We start from the raw sequence: 20127 nt of genomic DNA, 5'->3' as shown, positions 1-20127 counted from the left end.
AGTAAAATACAATAAACGCAAAGTGAGCAGAGCTTCGTTTCCTTTGACTTGAAAGTATGTAAGATGCTCACTTTTTCAGTTGTGAAGAATATATTTAATCAAGATCGCTACGTTTTAAGATCAAATTTGGATTCGGGCAGTTATTGCGGTAGAACGCAAGCTCGGCAGGATCCACCACACCAATATAATCATCTTTATTTGACCCCATATTGTCGATGATTTGTAAGTGTAGATGAGGAGCCCAACCGCCATTTTCTGCTGTTGTGCCTACCGCCGTAAACTGTTCTCCAGCAGTAATAATATCGCCGACGTTTAATGTGGCATGTGCAGCTTGATGTAAGTGGCCATATAGAGTGAAAAAAGTTATTCCCTCAAGCTGATGACGTAAAATGATCGTTGGGCCATAATCCCCGTCACCTTGGTGATTAGCAATGCTATGTACTGTACCATTGAGCGGTGCAAAGACTGGCGTAAGCGCCGCAACACCCAAATCGATACCTATATGAACAGTACGATTTTGACTGTCACTAAAGTTAGCTTTATCTTGATAAATCAGACGCTGTTCTGCATAACGGCCAATCACAATTTCAGCATCAATGGCTGTGGCTTGGCGGACTATTTCATCGGCAAAACTGTGGTTAGTGGTAACATTTTTCCAGAGCTCACTGCTTGGTGAAAGATCGACAATTAATCCGTTGCCAAATTGGAGTGCTGGTGGAATAACGGGGTGAAAACAATGTGCAGCAAGTGTGCGAGCTAATGGTGTCATCAGCAATTTCCTTGTTAAATATATTAATAAGCTGCAACAGTAACTGTCGCTTTTTTACGTGGCACCAAAATCATCGCAATTAAATATCCGATAGCAGCAATTGCTGTAGGTAGAATTAAATCGATGTTTACAAATACACTGGTTAAATAGCCACTTAATGTCCACGCTAAACCTACCATGGCACTAGACAGTGCCATGACCCAGCCTTGATCGGCCTCACTGGCTCTATCTGATAATGCTGTAATGTAAAATGGAAATGAAATCGCAACCATCACAGCAGTAAATATCATCGCTGCAATATGGGTATTTGGTGTTGGTGTGATAGCTAATAGAACCATACCCATTGCCGCAAAAAGGGTGGTGATACGTAAGGCCGTATTCACATTAATCCGCGCGAGAATAATGCGCGGAAGCAGTAATAATGAGCTGATCATAACCACACCAATCGCCATCATAAAATATTGGTAGAAACTACTTTCAACATTGATATTCCATTTTTGTGGAAAAATAAACGCAATATTTTGGAAATATAAACTCCAGCTGAATTGGCAAATAAACACAATCGCTAAACAAGGTAATAAACCGGTTTGGCTGCGTTTTAATGGTGCGATAAAAGAAAGAGGGTTCTCATTGTGTAACGACATTTGAGCGGGTAATCGAACTAAATTTAATAAGATGAGACAAACAATAGCAATGATTAAACAAGCATAAAAGGGAGCTTGAGTTCCGTAGGTTGCTGATAGTTTACTACCTAATGCTGGGCCAAATGACATTGCTGCAGTCATAACGACTGCGACTAAACTCATTAACGTCGCTTTGGTTTTTCCTCGGCTATTATCAGCTAAAATAGCTTGTGCGATCGGCTGACTTGCAGAACCGAGGCTATTGATCATATTGCCGGCAAATAATAATGCAATTGAACCGACAACAATGGCATAGATGGGCATAGCAAAGCCAATTGCAGCAATAATTAAACACAATGCCATTGTCGTTTTGCGGCTAAAACGGTCGGCAAAACGAGCAATTAATGGTGTAAAGAACATCGAGATAAAAGGGGCTGCCGACATCACAGTGCCAAACAAAGTTCGACGTTGTTCAATTGACATATTTTGCGCGATGGCGATTGAGTGATCGGTTAAAAATAAGCTGACATATGCTGGGATCGTAATAAAAAAACCAGCAGATCCAAGAAAAATAATGCAATAGAGCGTCAATAATGAGGTTGGTTTTAACGCCAAAGGTTGGCTTGAAGTTGGCATGTTTGGTGCGATTCCAGCGGACGATAATAATCGACTATTTTAATCGGGTATTATGCTGAATCAAGCAATTACGCCATTTATATTGATAGTAATAGTTAAAGCAATCTTTTAGCACGTGATCTTGTGAGCAAATAGTAATGATATGTATGTTTATAATGTATATGTGTATAGAATGCTGGGATTTAAAGAGATAAATATAAATTTATTTAAGATTGTGTTTCTGGTGTTTGTTCGTGACGTGTAAGTAAAGAGAGAATTAATGAATATTACTATTGCATTCAGTTTAGTCGTTATTACGCTTATATCGATGTTGAGCCTAACTGCTGAAGCGAATACTGGCTTAATCATTGGCAAAAAAGCCACAGTAGATGGCAGTATTATTATTGCTAGAAATGAAGATTATGAGGTCAACAACTGGAATAAGTACCAGGTCTATCGTCCTAAAGTAACAACGACAACGAAGCAATGGTTATTAGGTAATGGATTAGTGGTGCCAATGCCGCCTATTTTATACGCCTATTCAGCAATGCCAGACTGGAACGCAGACACATTAGCGCATGAAGGAAAGTATTTTGAAGAGCGTGGAATTAATCAATTTAATGTTGCGGTATCTGCCACAACAAGTGTTGATATTAATCAGCAGGCTTTAGCTGAAGATCCATTAGTCAAAAACGGCGTGGTAGAGGCAAATATTCCAACACTTATTTTGCCGCAAGCTAAGACGGCCAAACAAGGGGTAGAGTTGCTAGGACGTTATATTGAACAATATGGCGCAGGTGAGGGAAATAGCTTATATATTGCTGATATTAATCAGGCATGGCTAATGGAAATAGGCTCTGGTCATCATTGGATTGCTGTTAAAGTACCTGATGATAGTTATGCTATGTTGGCAAATGGATTACGGATCCATGGTATTAATTTACACTCAAAAAATGTTTTACATTCAAAAGGATTATTTGAGTTTGTTCAGCAACATAAATTATTGGCACACCCTCAGCAAACTGATTTTAATTTTGCTAAAGCTTTTGGTGTCATCGGCGATACCGCTAATGTCGATCGTGAATGGCTTGGACAACAAATATTATCACGCTCAGTTGGGCAACAGGTGCGACAGAAGCAATATCCATTATTTATGAAACCAGATACTAAAATTAGTCTTAGTAATGTTGTGAGTGTATTGAGTGCAACTTATGAAAATACGGCATTAGCCCATTCAGGTGATCGACCTATTCGTGTCGATCGTCAAATAGAATCGCATATTATTCAGTTAAGACCCAATATGCCAGTACCTTTTCAAGGGGTTATTTGGCAAAGCTACGGAATATTGTCAGAGTCAATTTTAATTCCGATCTATGCTGGGTTACATGATTTTCCTGCAGCATATAAGACCGGAACAGATGAGTATTCTGATGACTCTGCTTATTGGCAATTTAGAAGTCTAACAACGCTTGCTACCACACACCCTATAAAGTATTTATCGTTTATTAATAACAATTGGCAACGCGCACAGCATAAGATTTATCAAACCTTTGCCAACACAGATAAACGATTAATTAGCCTTTATCAACAAGATCCAACTGCTGCGGTTAAAGCATCAGCAGATTATTCAACCAGACAACTAAATCAAATGCTAATGTTAGCAAAAAAAATGCGCTATAGAATCATGACAGATTTAACCAAAAGTACAGAAAATGGTTATTCAAGCTCGACTTATATGAATATTATAAGTATTTAAAAACAACAACGCCTTGTAGATAAATGACTCACTACAAGGCGTTATTTTTAGGCAATAAGTAAACAATTACTGATTAAGTGTAATTTCAGTATCTAAATCTTTTAATGCCATTTTTTGAATGTTAATACCAAACATCATCATGATAAGACACCAGTTTAGGTAAGGTAATTTACCTGCACGTAAACTGTCATTGACGTTTTCTGGCTTCCAATTAAATAATGCTGCGATATTGTCAGTTGTCATTTCTGCAAATAAACCACTGTCGATCAATTTAGCGAATTGATCGCTCGTTGGACATACAAACGTATTTTGACTACCAAATGCAGAAGGCTTAAATAAACGCAATACACGTTTAATTTCATCAACCTCAATCACTTTACCATTGGTTGCGATGTTAGGTCGGCCAATAAGTGCGGCAATAAAACACCAGCAAGGGTAAGGAATTGAAGAAACATCTAATGGCTCTTTCTTATATTTAGCTGTCCAGTTACAGATGTTTTTTTCTTGCAGGCCAGTTGCTAATGTAAGTTGCTTGGCATCATAACCATTATCTTTCAATAAGTTGATTGCTTCTGCAACCTCAGAAACTAGAGGCTTGCTCCACGTTGCAAAAGGGGTAAAGACATTTTCTCTAATCAAAACGATATTCCAATTGACAGTGTAATTCGAGTACTTTGCTAATGGTGTTGATCATACGTGTTCGGCGCTATATGTCTATTAATATCCGCTGTTATAAATAAGATAGAAACAAGGCCTTGATAATAAGTATTAACAATACGATCAAAAGAATGTTTACAAAAGCCTAGACGACTGGTCTAGTCGGGTCTATAGTTGAGTTTATGAATACAAAAACACACGATACACGTCAGCATATTCTTAATATTGGTTACCAACTTGTGGTTGCTAAGGGGTTTACTAATGTTGGTTTATCAGAATTATTAAAAACAGCAGCTGTGCCAAAAGGTTCTTTTTATCATTATTTTAAATCGAAAGAGCAATTTGGTGAGGCGTTAATTGAAGATTATTTTGAATCTTACCTAGAGCATGTCGCCGCGATTTTAATCCAAGGTAAAGGCAATGGCTTTGAACGCTTAACTGACTATTTTTCTCGTTGGTTAGAGATTGATAATGGTACTTGCAACGTCAATAAATGCGTGGTTGTGAAGCTAAGTGCTGAAGTATCAGATCTCTCTGAGTCAATGCGAGAAGCATTAAAAAATGGTGCATATCGCATTGTTAATTTAATTGCACAATGTATTGAAAGTGGCATAAAAGATGGCTCGATCATAGTAAAAGACAGTCAATTAATGGCACAAACATTGTATCAATTATGGCTTGGTGCCAGTTTATTTTATAAGTTGAGCCAAAATTTGCAGGTATTACAACAAGCATTAGTAACAACTAAAGTTCAACTACGTGCTGAAATTTAAATAATTAAATGATAATTATCCCGTTATAAAACTACGGGATTTTTTACAACGCAGCACTAGACGACTGGTCTATTGCTGGTGTTAACAATGAAAAGGAAAGCTCAATGACAAACGTAAATCGTAAAATCGTATTAGCTTCTCGCCCTGTAGGTGCCCCTGTGGCAGAGGATTTTTGTTTACAACAAACTGCCGTACCAACGATAACGGAGGGGGAGGTTTTACTGCGTAGTGTGTATCTATCTTTAGATCCGTATATGCGTGGTCGTATGAGCGATGCTAAATCATACGCAGAGCCTGTTGCTTTGGGTGAGGTGATGGTTGGCGGTACAGTATGTCAAGTTGAGCAGTCCAATCATGCTGATTACCAACAAGGCGAATGGGTATTATCTTATTCAGGCTGGCAGGATTATGCAATTTCCAATGGTGAAGGGTTACTTAAATTAGGCATGCATCCAACACATCCATCTTATGCATTGGGTGTGATGGGGATGCCTGGTTTTACCGCTTATATGGGGTTACTTGATATAGGCAAGCCGCAACAAGGTGACACGATTGTTGTTGCAGCAGCGACTGGTGCTGTTGGTTCTATGGTTGGCCAAATTGGTAAAATTAAAGGTTGCCGTGTTGTTGGTGTTGCAGGTGGTGAGCAAAAATGTCGTTATGCCAAAGAAGTGTTAGGTTTTGATGATTGTATCGATCATAAAGCAAATGATTTTGCTGAGAAATTAGCTGAGGCGTGTGAGCAAGGCATTGATGTTTATTATGAAAATGTAGGTGGTAAAGTGTTTGATGCCGTGTTGCCATTATTAAATACTGGCGCACGTATTCCATTATGTGGATTGATTTCTCAATATAATGCCACTGAATTACCGCAAGGCCCCGATCGTATGTCGATGCTAATGGGAACGCTATTAGTTAAACGTATTAAGATGCAAGGGTTTATCATTTTTGATGATTATGCTGATCGTTATGATGAATTTGCAGCAGATATGAGTCAGTGGCTAGCCGAAGGTAAAATACATTACCGAGAAGATTTAGTACAAGGGCTAGAAAATGCACCTCAAGCATTTATTGGCTTATTAGACGGTAAAAATTTCGGCAAGCTAGTTATTCAAACCAATTCAGCGCAATAACAAGGCAGGTTATATTATGATCACATTGCATCACTTAAATAAGTCGCGCTCAAAACGTATTATTTGGTTATTAGAAGAGCTGGGTTTGGAATATGAAGTAAAACCTTATCTTCGTGATAGCGTTACTTTTTTAGCGCCACCAGAATTGAAAGCTATTCATCCGTTAGGAAAATCTCCCGTTATTGAGGATAATGGATTGGTGATTGCTGAATCAGGGGCTATTACTGAATATTTGATTCAAACTTATGGCGCAAATTTAGCTCCTAAGTTTGGAACTGCGGCTTATGTTGAATATTTACAATGGTTGCACTTTGCTGAAAGTTCGGCAATTTTACCGTTATTATTAAAGATGTTTGTTGCTAAAGATGGCGCAAAAACCAATTTCTTAGAAGGTTATGCTGATGGCGAAGCTAAAAAAGTGATCGGCTATTTTGAACAACGTCTTGTGGGTAAAACCTATTTGGTTGAAGAACGACTCACTGGAGCAGATATCATGATGTCGTTTATTGTTGAAATACTACAAAATAACGGCATGATAGAAAACTACCCTAATATTCAACGCTATCAAGCGCAGTTAGCGACCCATGATAAATTTGGTAAAGCTGATCAGGTTGAGCAGCAACTTGATTAAAGCAAATGGCTATTAGATAAAGGTCACTTAAAGTGGCCTTTTTTGAATGTAAAAAATCGCCATCAGCAGTATGCTGATAGCGATCTATTGATGCAAGATTACTGCTTATTTTCAAGCGTGTTTTTCAGTTGGTCACGCTCTTTAGTTATACGTTGTAACTCTGCTTTTAGCTGTTTAATCTCAGCATGAACATCAGCATGTGGATGAGATTTAACTTGCTGTTCAGTGTCTTCGATAATGATATCTTTGCCGCTCTGGGTGCGAACAATAACATGTGAACGACCGGCAAATAACGCTAACAATGCCCATATAATACATACACCTGCGGTCATAAGTAGTGGTGTGTGCCAGCTACCTGTCATTTCATGTAATGAACCAAAAATGATAGGGCCAGTTGCTGCAAGTAGGTAACCCATACATTGCGCCATACCTGATAGTGCTGCAGCTTGATGTGCGTCATGAGTACGAATACCGACGAACGATAGACCAAGAATAAAACCACCACCACAGCTGAAACCGAAAGCAATAACCCATACAATTGCGTGCTCTGGCATAAATAGTAGGCCAAGAATACCGACGAATGACAGTATCGCCATTGCCACACTCATACCACGCTTATCTTTCATTTTTGCCATTAGTGGAATAAGCACTAATGCTGGAATCGCTGTTGAAAGTTGAAGAATACCGTGAATATAACCGGCTTGGTTTTCTGTGTAACCATTATCAATTAGGATACTAGGTAACCAGCTGATAAAGATGTACATGATGAACGAGTTAAGACCAAGGAAAATCGTTACCTGCCAAGCTGCTGCTGAACGCCATAAGTAACTATGGCTATCAATATCAGCGGTATCAGCTGATGGACGAGTATGACCACTTAACTGTGGTAACCATACTAAGATAGACAGAGCTGGAAAAATAATTACACCAGCAAGTGAGAATGCCCAGTTTGGAATTGCAGTAATATGAAGTTTTTCTGCTAAATTAAACAAAGGAATAGCAGAACTAGAGCTTACTGTTGAACCAATACCCATAACAAGCACATAAACAGCTGTTAATGTTGGTACTTGAGTTGGAAAGTCTCTTTTAAGTAAACTTGGTAGCAATACGTTACCGATGGCAATACCGACACCAATAATACAAGTGCCTAAGAAGAGCATCGTGGTTGAACCAGAAGAACGAACTACGATACCTGCTGCGACGAGTACCAGTGCCAACATCAGTGAGGGCTCAAGTCCCAACTTTCTTGCTAGGCCAGAAGATATTGGTGAGAAAATGGCAAAGGCTAGCAAAGGTAATGTGGTAAGCATACCGGCTTGTGTTGCTGATAAGCCAAGATCATGAGAAATAAAATCTAGAATAGGGCCTAGACCTGTGATTGGTGCACGAAGGTTACTTGCAATTAGCAAGATTCCTGCGATCACCAGCGCTGGATGCGCAATCTTACGTACGTTGTGTGACATATCAGTCTCCTATAAAAGCGTTGGAATAATAATAAACTTTACTTTTGTTTCTGTATTCGGGTATATTGACAATTCATATCTAAAAACGGACATAGCATGAATTTTAAAACCAGTTTTATGGAATTTGATACCGATCTCTACCCACAGAAGGTACTAGCATTACGTATTGCTGGTGTTGAAAAGGAAGAGGAAGTGCCATTCCACCAACATCATAAAGGTCAATTAGTGATGCCTCTGACAGGGTTTGCTAAGTGTCATATAAATGATGCTGTGTGGATGGTGCCAGCACATTGCGCGGTATGGATTCCAAGCCAAGTACCACACAGTAATCGAATTTCACCAGATGCTGATGTATGTATGCTATTTGTTGAGCAAGATATTATCGGCATGCCAAACAAAGCATGCACACTTTCTATTTCGCCTTTGTTGCGTGAGTTAATTGTTCGTCTTGCTCAAGAAGAGCAGGATTACGATAAAGAAGGGTCAGTAGCACGTTTAGTGGATGTATTAGTTGATGAATTAATATCAATGCCAACAGAGCATTTTGATTTTCCGATTCCGGCAGAACATCGTTTAAACCAAATTGCAAAACGGTTACTGGCAAATCCAGGTGATAGAAATACAGTAGGTGAGTGGGCCACTCAATTTGCCATGAGTGAGCGAACATTAGCACGTCTTGTGAAGCAAGAGATAGGGTTAACATTTGGTCGTTGGCGTGGTCAGTTACATATTGTGGTCGCACTTCAAAAACTATCGATGGGTGAGTCAGTCCAACGTGTAGCAGAAGACTTAGGTTATGAATCTGTCAGTGCGTTTATTTTGTTTTTTAAAAAAACCTTAGGACGACCACCAAAGCAATATATGAAAGAGCGAGAATAAAGCATATTTGTTACAAATATGTTTATAAATAAGAGCGCTACGATAAACGACATAGACATAGTGATCAAGTGAAGTGCATGTTAAATTAGTCTACTTGATGAGTATTTTTTGTTTTGAGTAAGGAATACGTTATGTCCCGATGGTTAGCCTATCACGGTGATAGTATCTATTTGGATGAATTAATTTATCAGCCTGAGCATTCATTAATTCAACAAAGTGTTGAATCAAATAAAAGGCGGACGATTCGAGTTAATGGTGATGGGTTTGGATTAGGGTGGTATTCTCATCGCGCATTACCTGGTTATTACCATGATATTTTACCAGCATGGGGTGATGAAAATTTACGATCGTTAGCTCACCATATTAGCTCACATCGCTTTATGGCACATATACGCCATTCTACGGGATCACAAGTCTCACGGGTTAATTGTCATCCGTTTGTACTTGATAATTGGATGTTTCTTCACAATGGCCATATTGGTGGTTTTGATAAGGTTAAATTTACGTTAGTACGTCAATTAACAGAAGAGCTATTTTTAAAACGTGTGGGAACAACTGATAGTGAATTGATTTTCTTGATGATGATTAAAAATGGTTTGAGAATCGATCCGATTGCTGCGATTAATCAGACACTCTATGAAATTGAGCAGGCGATGGAAGATAAGTCGATCACTGAACCACTAACAACATCATTGTGTATTTCAGATGGCGAGCAATTTTGGGTGGTACGTTATAGTTCTGATCATCAGCCACCTCCAGTCTTTCTTCAACGTTCAGCACATAAGACAATTATTGCATCGGAACCTCTTGATCATTCTGATGCGTGGCAGAAAATCCCTCGTCAAACAATTACTCATATTGTGAACAATCATTGTACTCAATATGATCTAATTATTGATTAATTTCTTATTATCGTAAGTTTAAAAAGGCAGTCATATACTTTCAACGAGAAACAGAAAGTTAATAACTGCCTTTTTTGAACGCTATAACATACCCTATGCCATTTTTATGAGTAGATATAGGGTGGTGTTACAATTTTAGTCCTGACATTAAGCGCCTGAAAACTCATAGGTCTTGTTAGTGTTTGATGTCATTTGAGTGATAATCTCATTTTGAAGTTTATTGGCTGTTGCCATTGCTTGATTAGTCACCGTTAATTCAAAATCATTTAACAAGGCTTGCGCTTTTTGAGGTTGAGTTTTATAGATTGCTAAGTATTTTTTTTCCGTTTCTTTCATTAATGCGGTTTGCTTTTTTTCAAATTTGGCATACGCAGTTTTAACCATTGGTGCAAACTGATTATAGTCAGTCATGGCTAGGGTTTGTACCTTACGTAATTGCCAATAAGCTGAGAAATTATCTGCTATTTTACCAACTCCTGTTTTATAGATTGCTGGAATTTTTGCACCTTGATAAAACGCAATATAAGGGGTGAGATCTGTCATGCCCCAGCCAATATAAGCAACTTCTCCAATAGCTTGTGGTAGTGTCGGTTTTACTTGAAGAATATGAGACTGATAAGTTCTAAAGACAGATATTGGTCGATAAGCCTCATTAGGATTAACGTTGGTATATGGGTCGTGTGATGAGCCTTGATAGTGATTACGTAAGCCTTGCTTTATATCGTTGATAGATAGCTTATGGGTTGGCATTGCAAAGACAGGAAATTCTGATGGATTGGTTAATGTTGTTTTAATTCCGTGCGTATACATTTTTTGTAAAACATGGACTCGCGGGTAGTTATAGAGTCGATCATTGGCATTATCTACGGAATAGATTTTGTGAAAATTAAAAGGGCCATCATGAGCGGGTTTATAAACGCCGTGCTCAATCGCAAACGTGATCAGTGTTGGGCTTGAAAGGTACTTATCGGTGTCATTAGGGTGGAAGCGTTGTAGACGACCTTGATTGGCTGAAACAAAATAATCCTGATTATCCAGTTTAGTTGCCATCCATTGATGACCACTGCCTGTTTCTAAATACCAGATCCCTGTTTTATCAACAAAAGCAACGCCAAACCCTTCTGCAGCACCTTTCTTTTCAATAATACTGCCTAATAGCTGCACACCATCTTTAGCTGTTTTTGCGCGCGGTAAAATGACATTAACAATTGAATCTTCATTAATTCCCGTTTCATCATTATAGGGATCAACAGCAAGTACTGTGGGATTGTTATAAATGGTTTCAGTGGCAGACATACCAACACCTAACTCATTAAAACCAGCAGAACCAAACGAGGTATCTTGCGTTTTTGCTTTAGAAAAACTGCTATATGCCAAACTTGTTTTGGGTAGCGGATAACTAAAAGAATTACTGTTAGATTTAAATTCACCGTGTTTATTGTTTTGATGAGGATGATTAAACCAATGAGGGTTAACTAACGGGCTATGATCTGCGTTTCTGGCAATAATATAACTACCATCGATGGTTGCTTGGTTGCCAATGAGAATAGTTGTACAAGCGAAGACGGAAGGGGAAAGGGTTGCCGCAACGACGGCACAAATTAATTTAGATTTCATTAGTGTCTCTATAGGGGCGTAAAATTGCCTTTTACTATAGGAGATAGAAACGAGTGTATTTGCGTAAAACATCACACTCGCTGGATTGTGAAAAACAGTAAAATGGTAACTAAGGTTGCAGTTGATGGTGATGATATGATTTGTACCGTAAATAATTTAGGGTTTGCGAAAATTTATTCATTGTGAGTATTTTTTATGGTTATGATGATTTTTGTTTGTTATTTGTCGTTTTTGTACGACAAAATATAAGTTTCTGTTTTTAAATTACAAACTAATAAAAATGTTTGTAATCTCTCTTTTTTATTGAAATTTAAAGATAAAATTATCTGGTGTTCATATAAACATGCTGATAGTGTGTCTTCCCTCACACACAGGTGAGACATTTATGCAACGCAATACAAGCCAAATTAGTAATGACACAACACCAAACATTGTTATGGGACTAAAAGGTTTAGACAATAAACTTGTTCCAGCACTAACGATAGGGTTTATTACCTTATTCGTCCTTTCTGCTTTAATTGATATGCCCACTTTCACGGCAATGATTCAAACATCATTTAGCGCCGCAGCCAAAACCTTTGGGTCAAGTTGGCAGTGGTTGATGCTTATTAATTTTTTCCTAGCATTAATTATCGCAATTAGCCCATTTGGTAAAAAAGTCATGGGCAGTGTCAGTAAACCGACAATTGGCACATTTCGTTGGTTAGCAATGATCATGTGTACACTTCTTGCTGGAGGTGGTGTTTTTTGGTCGGCAGCTGAGCCTATTTATCACTTTATGACACCTTCGCCATCGTTTCCTGGTATAGAAGGTGGCACACTGGCAGCGGTCACCCCTGCATTAGATCAAGCTTTCTTACATTGGGGATTTCTTGCTTGGGCTGTATTAGGTACATTATCAACAATTGTTCTTATGTATGCTCACCACGAGCATGGCATTAAATTACGTCCACGTGCTTTATTATTTCCACTTTTTGGACACCGTTTAGAAAACCATTGGTTAGGTAGTGTGATTGATGCCTGTGCAATTATTGCTGTTGCTGCTGGTACGATTGGACCGATTGGGTTTTTAGCATCACAGCTAGGTTATAGCTTAGAGTTATTAACTGGTTTACAAAATAATACTCAATCTCAGCTTATTATTCTGGCGGTTGTGGTCGCAATTTACTCAGTTTCTGCAGCATCAGGTATGGACAAAGGCCTTCAGTGGCTATCACGACTTAATGTTATTGGTGCATTTGTACTATTAGCGGCAATGTTGTTTTTAGGGCCAACAACGTTCTTACTTAAAGAGTTTGGTTCTGCTTTTGGTAGTTATTTACAGAATATGGGCACAATGAGTTTAACGACGGCGAAGCCGGAGTGGGACGTGTGGTGGACATGGTTTTTCTGGGGCTGGTTTATTGGTTTTGCACCAATGATGGCGATTTTTATCGCTCGAATATCGGAAGGTCGCAGTATTCGTAGTTTGATTTTATGCGTTGCTGTTGGTGCACCGATTGCAACAAACTTTTGGTTTGCTGTACTTGGTGGTACAGGGATTTCATTAGAACTTAATAACCCAGGTATCATATCTGGACCACTAAATGATGGTGGTTTACCGTCGGTATTATTAGCAACATTATCTAATTTACCATTGAGTTATATTTTATTGCCTGCGTTTTTGGTATTAACGACAACATTTGTGGTTACCACTGGTGATTCAATGGCGTACTCAATCGCAATGGTGGTATCTGGTGATAATGAACCGAGCAGCAAACATCGTTTATTTTGGGCGATCACTATGGGTGTTGTAGCAGCGGTATTATTACTTGCTGGTGATGGTGGTTTAAAAGCGCTGCAATCGTTTATTGTTATTACCGCAGTGCCTGTTTCATTACTGATTGGGTTAACTTTACTAAGTGGGCCAATTGCAGCATTGAAAATGACATGCTCAACAAAAACAGCCAAAACAGCGTAATAGAAGTGCATATGATGTGATAAACATAATGTAAGTTAAGCGATTACCATTAAACCGAAAGCATTTAGTCGTGCTTTCGGTTTTTTTATGGAGTAATGAAGGGTTATTTGGTGTCGATATTACCTTCTTGTATCTTAGCCTTACAGCGCTTGACTAAGGCGTGAGTCATGCCACGGAAAATAAATAAGTGTGCTGGCATCATTGCAAACCAATATAGTAACCCCATAAAACCTTTTGGGTGCCACCATGCACGAATATCAATAGTTCGATGATCGCCGCAATCTTCAATTGTGAACTCTAAACGACCTAAACCAGGAGCTTTCATACCAAATAACAATGACAGGAAATGATTTTTCTCCAGACTGATTACTTTCCATGAATCGATTTGATCACCGAGTTGTAATCGGTGTGGATCACGGCGATAACGTTGTAGCGCATTACCACCAATCATGGCGTCCATCCATTCACGAATGCGCCATAAGCTATTCGCATAAAAATAGCCTTCCTCGCCACCAATCAGCTGAACTTGACGCCAAAGAGCCTCACAACTTGCGTCTGTTTTGAGTGTATAACCCGCTTGTTTAGGGTAATAGCCATAACCTGTTTGCCAACGTAATAACGCATCAGGATCAAACCCCCAAATTTCACTTTTCACTAACTCAGTATTCATCGCTAGCGTTTCTTGGATAGCTTCTTCATAGCTAAGCAGGTGTTGAGGAATTCGGCGCTGAAGTTCACTACCGTCAGCAGGAAGGTCGCAACTTAAGCCACCAATCAATGCGCGTGCAATATTGGTTGGTACTGACGTGATAAAACGTAACCAGTAAGCTGCCATTTTAGGGCTTAACCATTTTAATGGAATGACGCGAATGTTTTTACCATGCATTTTACTTAGTCTGACCATTTGGTCTTTATAAGTCATCTGCTCTGGGCCTGCGACATCTAAAATAAGATTATGTTCTTGAGGGCAGTCAATAAGCTCTGTGAGGTAATAGAGCAGGTTACGTAATGCAATTGGGGAGTTGCGAGAGGTTACCCAACTTGGTGTTAGCATAACCGGTAGGTGATAGACAAAATCTTGCATAACCTCAAAGGCGGCAGAGCCTGGGCCAATAATAATACCGGCACGTAGTTCTGTTATAGATTTTCCACTTTCACGAAGAATGTTGCCCGTTTCTTTACGCGCGCTTAAGTGTTTTGATTGTGATGTATTTATATGTGGTTGTAATGCGCCAAGATAGACGACATGTCCTACCTTACTAAGGCCGAGATAATGGCTAAAACGCCGCGCACAATCGAGTTCAAATTCTATGAAGTCATGACCATGGTTCATACCGTGGACTAAGAAATAAACCGTATCAATACCTACAAATAGTTCGGTTAAATCCTGATCGATATCTAAATCTAACTCAACAAGTTCTAAATTATCTATGCTTCCCCAACCACGTTTTTCTAATAATTTAAGATTACGTCCTGTTGCTCTTACGTGATGGCCAAGTTCTAATAAGTTAGGCACTAAATGACTGCCGATATAACCAGAAGCTCCGACGACAAGAATATTTTTGCTCATTAACTAACCACTCTAAATTCCGTGTTGCGATATAGGAATGCAAAAATGCTGCTACTAAATGTTTTAAAATCGTATTTTTAGATAATGGCTTTTTATTGATTAAAAGCAATTAGAAACTGCAAAAGATGATAGTTTTTATTGATTAATATGATTATTATCAGCACGAACATTATGGTGTTTCATGCATATGCTGAATCCACGATGTAAATAAATAAGGTCTTTGCCGTAGTAACACTATGACTATATTTTAGTAATTAATTTTATTTATTTTTAGAATAGGGCAAAGCTTTTTTATCATAGTTATTAATTTTGAAATTTAAGTAACGATATTGCTTTTAATGATTATTTATTGTTCTTGTTCTGTGGCTTTTTGTTGTTAAAAAGGAATACTCTTATTATATAAGGGGGTTAAGCAACAATACTTAATGCCTAAACTGTTATATCAAGAATAAAGCAGGTAATATTGCATAATTATTTGTTTTGGTTATTAGCGGCCAAAATAAAAAAGTAGTTAATGTGTAATGTAAGTAAACGTTGGTGATGGAACATGTTACGACTATCTGAACTCTGCAAAGGTTATCTAGACGGTACTGAGTATCATTCTGTGCTTCAAGGGGCTAATTTATCGCTAAATCCTGGCGAGCAATTAGCACTTATGGGTGAGAGTGGATCCGGGAAAAGTACGCTATTAAATTTAATCGCAGGGCTTGATAAACCTGAGTCGGGTGAAATATGGTTAGGAAATACTGCGATACATGCGATTTCTGAACGTGAGCGTACAGCGTTTCGTCGAAAAAATATTGGCTTAGTATTTCAACAATATAATTTATTACCAACGCTAACAGTTGCAGATAATATTCGTTTTTGTCGTCAGTTAAAAGGCTTAGCTGATGACGATAAACTATGGTTAAAACTTATTTCTGCACTCGATTTGAGACCATTATTATTACGTTATCCCGAAGAGATTTCTGGTGGTCAACAGCAACGAGCTGCAATTGCTCGCGCCATTTATATGGAGCCGACATTGTTGCTTGCAGATGAGCCGACTGGCAGTTTAGATGAGCGTAATGCTGATGCTGTTATACGGTTACTTATCTCATTAACAAAACAACTTCATTGTACGTTATTAGTCGTGACCCACAGTGAAAAAGTCGCTGCCCATATGCAGGGATGCATTCGTTTGCAAGGAGGTCAGCTAAATGTTGCGCCCCGTAGCTAATGCTCTTTGGGGGCATTATCGCCGTCATCCACTGCAAATTGTTTTAGTTTGGCTTGGATTAACATTAGGTATTGCGCTATTAGTTGGTGTAATGGGTGTAAACCAGCAAGCGAAAGAAAGTTACCGTAAAGGCGAACAACTTTTCTCTAATCCTTTTCCATACCGTATTCGTCATGCTCAAATTGGTATGAATGTCCCACAAGGCTTCTATATTCAAATGCGTCGTGCAGGGCTTAAAACCTGCGCACCATTAATTGAGCATCGTATTGTTACCGAGAAACAGCGAGATTTTCAATTGTTAGGCATTGATCCCGTTGCGATGTTTGGCGCAATAAAAAATGCAGCTATTGATGAAAATAAGGTCAAATTATTAACATTAATGCGCCCACCATATCCAATCATGCTTGGTGAACAATTAGCTAGTTATATTGGCATCAAAAATGGCGATATGTTAACTCTTGATTCGGGTCGACAAATTGGTCCGATGAAAGTGATCAGTGACAATCGTATGAATGATTCTCGTATGGTTGCTGATATCGCGCTTTTACGCGAATTAAAGCCAAGCTCAGGATTTAATTCTGTTGTTTGTGGCGAGATGAGCCGTAAACAATTAATGAAATTAACCCATATTTTGCCGCCAGGATTAACATTAGAACGTAAACAAAGTGCTAAATTAGAACCACTGACGAATGCATTTCATTTGAATTTATTTGCAATGGGTATGCTTGCGTTTGTGGTTGGGTTGTTTATTTTCTATCAAGCAATGTCGTTATCTTTAGCACAAAGACAGCCGCTTGTTGGTATTTTACGCCAACTTGGAGTGACAGGCACTCAGCTTGCTGGAGCATTAATTGGTGAGTTGTGTCTATGGGTCATACTGGGACTTATTGGCGGTAATATTATTGGGCTATTGCTAGCACAACAATTATTGCCATCGGTTGCTGCATCATTGAATGATTTATATAACGCCAATGTTAGCCTTCAAGTGCATTGGAATTGGCAGTGGGGTGCAGCAAGTTTAGCCATCGCTATTTTTGGTTGTGCATTTGCTTGTACATGGCCATTAGTACGATTAATTAAATCGCCACCAGCGCGTTTAGCAACTCATCTGTCATTAGTGCGTTTTAGTGGTCGAGAGTTTGCTTGGCAAGCGTTGTTTTCTTGCGTATTTATTCTTGGCGCTTTTGCTGTTTATAAATTACCACACGGGCAACTTGCTGGGTTTGCGTTAATTGCATTTATTTTGATCGCATCTGGCTTAATGATGCCTTACTTGTTGTGGTTACTATTTCACCTTTTAGGCAATATAAGTCGTAGAGCTCGTATGCGGTGGTTCTTCTTCGATGCAGCTGCGAGCTTAAGTTACCGTGGTATAGCTGCAATGGCATTTATGCTGGCATTGGCATCGAATATTGGCATGGAAACTATGGTAGGTAGTTTTCGAAACACCACTGAAAATTGGCTTGAGCAACGATTGGCGGCAGATATTTACATTCGTCCTTCTATGAATATGGCACCGCGTATTTCAAAATGGTTGCAAGAGCAACCAGATGTTGATCAAGTATGGTGGAGCTGGCAAAAACAAACGCCATCAGATAGCGGCACTATTCAAGTCATGAGTATTGGTCAAACTGTTGGTGAGAAAAAAGCACTGTCACTAAAAGATGAAAGTATTAATTATTGGCAAAAACTACATCATACTCGTGCGGTAATGGTTAGTGAGTCTATGGCATTAAAACACCATTGGAAGACTGGCGATATTATAAATCTACCTGCGCCCATGAATGAAGGGTGGCATGTTGTTGGTATTTATTATGACTATGGTAATCCTTATGGGCAGGTGCTTATTTCTCAACAAAAATGGCAACGTTTTTGGCCGCACTCAGGACAAGTAGGGTTAGCTATTCACTTAAAAAATGGTGCAAAGGCAGAGCCATTATTGGCCAAATTAGGTGAACAATTTAGATTACAGCCAGAGCGTGTTCGTAACACCGCTGCATTAATGAAACAAGCGATGGTGGTATTTGATCGTACTTTTGTTGTGACATCAACCTTGGGTCATTTAACGTTATTTATTGCTATTTGTGGATTATTCTTCGCAACAATTGCGGGTGAAATGTCTCGACAACGGCAATTTTCATTATTGCGTTGTATGGGGATGACTGGAATTGAATTGACGTTACTTGGTGGTGGTCAATTACTGGTTATTGGTTTGATGACCGCATTAATGGCATTACCGTTAGGGTTACTTTTGGCCCAGTTATTGATTGACGTAGTATTGAAATATTCATTTGGTTGGACAATGCAAATACAGTATTTCCCGTATGACTATTTGTTGACATTAAGTACGGCTTTATTGGTCTTATTAGTCGCAGGAGCGTGGCCAGTATGGCGTTTAGTGCGCCGTTCTGCGATTTTATCTTTACGAGAGTCATTTTAATGATCGCTGCAAACAAAGGATCGCGTTGGCATTTGTTTTTTGTCGCGATCGTAATTATAAGCATGATGTTATTAGGTGGTTGTGATGATCAGCCCGTGCGAAGTAACACCGTAAAAACACTGACACAATCACAAAACTTTGTGTTTGAACCTGTAGTTAAAGGTGAGCCCATCATTTTTCCTCGAGATTATGGTGAACACCCTCAATATCTTGCTGAATGGTGGTATTTAACTGCAAATCTAAAAACAGAAACAGGCAAAGAAATCTCGGTGCAATGGACGCTATTTCGAATGGCAACCAGTGATGACGAGTTGACGGGGTGGAAAACGCCACAGATGTATATGGCGCATGCGGTGATAACCACCAAAAAGAAAATCTGGACAGCAGAAAGATTTGCACGTGGGGGAATTGGTCAAGCAGGAGTGAGTCTTAAACCGTTTCGCGCTTGGCTAGATAATTGGTCATGGCGAGCACCAACCAGCAATCCTTTTCCTGGTGAGCTTGAATTCTCTGATGACGCTATGTTAGCGCGATTAAATATCACCCAAAATGGAACGATTATTTTACAAGGTGATGAAGGCTATAGCCAAAAACATCCGCTACTTGGTATTGCTTCTTACTATTACAGTGCACCATTTTTGAATATTGATGGAATCATTGAGCTAGATGGTACGCAGTATAAAGTCAATGGTCGTGGTTGGTTTGATCGTGAATGGAGCAGTAGTATGCTCAGTGCGAAGCAGCAGGGATGGGATTGGTTCTCTATCCACCTTGCAGACGGTAGTGCGTTAATGGTGTCACAGTTACGTGAAAAAGGACAAACACCTTATTTTATCGGTTCACGTTCGTGGCCTGATGGCACTATGGTGACATTAGATAATAATCAAATTCGTATGAAGCCAATGCATTTTCGAGAAGTCAGTGGTATTTCTTTTCCATTAAGTTGGTTAATCGAAATTCCATCACAAGGATTAAAACTTCAAACAAATGTTGTACGACGTGATCAGTGGTTACATTTTTTATTCCCGTATTGGGAAGGTCCAATAAACGTGACAGGGTCACAAAAAGGCAAAGGGTTTATGGAGCTTACAGGGTATGAACAACAATAAGGAATATTGCC

16 protein-coding genes are annotated in these 20127 nt (G+C 39.0%); 10 read left to right on the top strand and 6 right to left on the bottom strand.

Translation table 11 applies throughout. The features are described 5' to 3' along the window. Window positions 1-94: 94 nt before the first annotated feature. Window positions 95-769 (bottom strand): peptidoglycan DD-metalloendopeptidase family protein, encoded by a 675-nt coding sequence (locus PAND9192_RS04495; protein ID WP_087852719.1) that lies wholly within the window; start codon window positions 767-769, stop codon window positions 95-97. A gap of 23 nt (window positions 770-792) precedes the next feature. Then, window positions 793-2028 (bottom strand): MFS transporter, encoded by a 1236-nt coding sequence (locus PAND9192_RS04490; protein WP_087852718.1) that lies wholly within the window; start codon window positions 2026-2028, stop codon window positions 793-795. A gap of 259 nt (window positions 2029-2287) precedes the next feature. Here PAND9192_RS04490 and PAND9192_RS04485 point away from each other — a divergent pair, with 259 nt between their 5' ends. Next, entirely contained in the window at window positions 2288-3763 is a 1476-nt protein-coding gene (locus PAND9192_RS04485) for a C69 family dipeptidase (protein ID WP_087852717.1), read from the top strand. Window positions 3764-3829: 66 nt separating this feature from the next. Here the strand turns inward: PAND9192_RS04485 and PAND9192_RS04480 are convergent, their stop codons facing one another. Then, entirely contained in the window at window positions 3830-4402 is a 573-nt protein-coding gene (locus PAND9192_RS04480) for a hypothetical protein (RefSeq protein WP_087852716.1), read from the bottom strand. A 200-nt stretch (window positions 4403-4602) separates the two neighbouring features. Between PAND9192_RS04480 and PAND9192_RS04475 the strand changes: the two genes are divergently transcribed. The 3 genes from PAND9192_RS04475 (at window position 4603) to PAND9192_RS04465 (ending at window position 6957) form a co-directional block, all read left to right on the top strand. Continuing rightward, entirely contained in the window at window positions 4603-5193 is a 591-nt protein-coding gene (locus PAND9192_RS04475; RefSeq protein ID WP_087852715.1) for a TetR/AcrR family transcriptional regulator, read from the top strand. A gap of 104 nt (window positions 5194-5297) precedes the next feature. After that, complete coding sequence (gene curA, locus PAND9192_RS04470) at window positions 5298-6326, top strand: NADPH-dependent curcumin/dihydrocurcumin reductase (RefSeq protein WP_087852714.1); 1029 nt, start codon at window positions 5298-5300, stop codon at window positions 6324-6326. 16 nt (window positions 6327-6342) lie between these two features. Beyond that, on the top strand, window positions 6343-6957 hold the full coding sequence (locus tag PAND9192_RS04465; RefSeq protein WP_087852713.1) for a glutathione S-transferase family protein: 615 nt from the start codon (window positions 6343-6345) through the stop codon (window positions 6955-6957). Window positions 6958-7055: 98 nt separating this feature from the next. On the opposite strand, the gene PAND9192_RS04460 is transcribed toward PAND9192_RS04465, so the two are convergent. Beyond that, window positions 7056-8420 carry a CynX/NimT family MFS transporter gene (locus PAND9192_RS04460; protein ID WP_087852712.1) on the bottom strand — a complete coding sequence of 455 codons (1365 nt, stop codon included), beginning with the start codon at window positions 8418-8420 and terminating at the stop codon, window positions 7056-7058. Between the two features lie 96 nt (window positions 8421-8516). Between PAND9192_RS04460 and PAND9192_RS04455 the strand changes: the two genes are divergently transcribed. Together PAND9192_RS04455 and PAND9192_RS04450 are read left to right on the top strand one after the other, a co-directional pair. Then, the gene (locus PAND9192_RS04455; protein ID WP_060997561.1) at window positions 8517-9299 is read left to right on the top strand and encodes an AraC family transcriptional regulator; all 783 of its coding nucleotides are present in this window, start codon (window positions 8517-8519) and stop codon (window positions 9297-9299) included. Window positions 9300-9430: 131 nt separating this feature from the next. Further along, window positions 9431-10201, top strand: a complete 771-nt coding sequence (locus PAND9192_RS04450; RefSeq protein WP_087852711.1) for a class II glutamine amidotransferase — start codon at window positions 9431-9433, stop codon at window positions 10199-10201. A gap of 147 nt (window positions 10202-10348) precedes the next feature. Here PAND9192_RS04450 and PAND9192_RS04445 read toward each other — a convergent pair whose 3' ends face one another. Continuing rightward, window positions 10349-11818, bottom strand: a complete 1470-nt coding sequence (locus PAND9192_RS04445) for a C69 family dipeptidase (protein WP_087852710.1) — start codon at window positions 11816-11818, stop codon at window positions 10349-10351. A 385-nt stretch (window positions 11819-12203) separates the two neighbouring features. Here PAND9192_RS04445 and PAND9192_RS04440 point away from each other — a divergent pair, with 385 nt between their 5' ends. Then, complete coding sequence (locus tag PAND9192_RS04440; protein ID WP_087852709.1) at window positions 12204-13778, top strand: BCCT family transporter; 1575 nt, start codon at window positions 12204-12206, stop codon at window positions 13776-13778. 103 nt (window positions 13779-13881) lie between these two features. Here PAND9192_RS04440 and PAND9192_RS04435 read toward each other — a convergent pair whose 3' ends face one another. Then, complete coding sequence (locus tag PAND9192_RS04435; protein WP_087852708.1) at window positions 13882-15348, bottom strand: SDR family oxidoreductase; 1467 nt, start codon at window positions 15346-15348, stop codon at window positions 13882-13884. A 547-nt stretch (window positions 15349-15895) separates the two neighbouring features. On the opposite strand from PAND9192_RS04435, the gene PAND9192_RS04430 reads away from it, so the two are divergent. Genes PAND9192_RS04430 through PAND9192_RS04420 form a run of 3 tightly spaced genes read left to right on the top strand, consistent with a single transcriptional unit; the run spans window position 15896 to window position 20116 of the window. Further along, window positions 15896-16567 carry an ABC transporter ATP-binding protein gene (locus PAND9192_RS04430; RefSeq protein WP_087852707.1) on the top strand — a complete coding sequence of 224 codons (672 nt, stop codon included), beginning with the start codon at window positions 15896-15898 and terminating at the stop codon, window positions 16565-16567. Further along, window positions 16548-19007 carry an ABC transporter permease gene (locus PAND9192_RS04425; RefSeq protein WP_087852706.1) on the top strand — a complete coding sequence of 820 codons (2460 nt, stop codon included), beginning with the start codon at window positions 16548-16550 and terminating at the stop codon, window positions 19005-19007. The genes PAND9192_RS04430 and PAND9192_RS04425 overlap by 20 nt, the downstream gene beginning before the upstream one ends. Beyond that, entirely contained in the window at window positions 19007-20116 is a 1110-nt protein-coding gene (locus tag PAND9192_RS04420) for a lipocalin-like domain-containing protein (RefSeq protein WP_087852705.1), read from the top strand. The genes PAND9192_RS04425 and PAND9192_RS04420 overlap by 1 nt, the downstream gene beginning before the upstream one ends. Window positions 20117-20127 lie beyond the last annotated feature (11 nt).

Origin of the sequence: Photobacterium andalusiense, from assembly GCF_900185625.1 — a bacterium.
Classification (GTDB): Bacteria; Pseudomonadota; Gammaproteobacteria; order Enterobacterales; family Vibrionaceae; genus Photobacterium; species Photobacterium aquimaris.
Note: the sequence above shows the minus strand (reverse complement) of the source record. Positions and strands in the feature narration are given on the sequence as shown.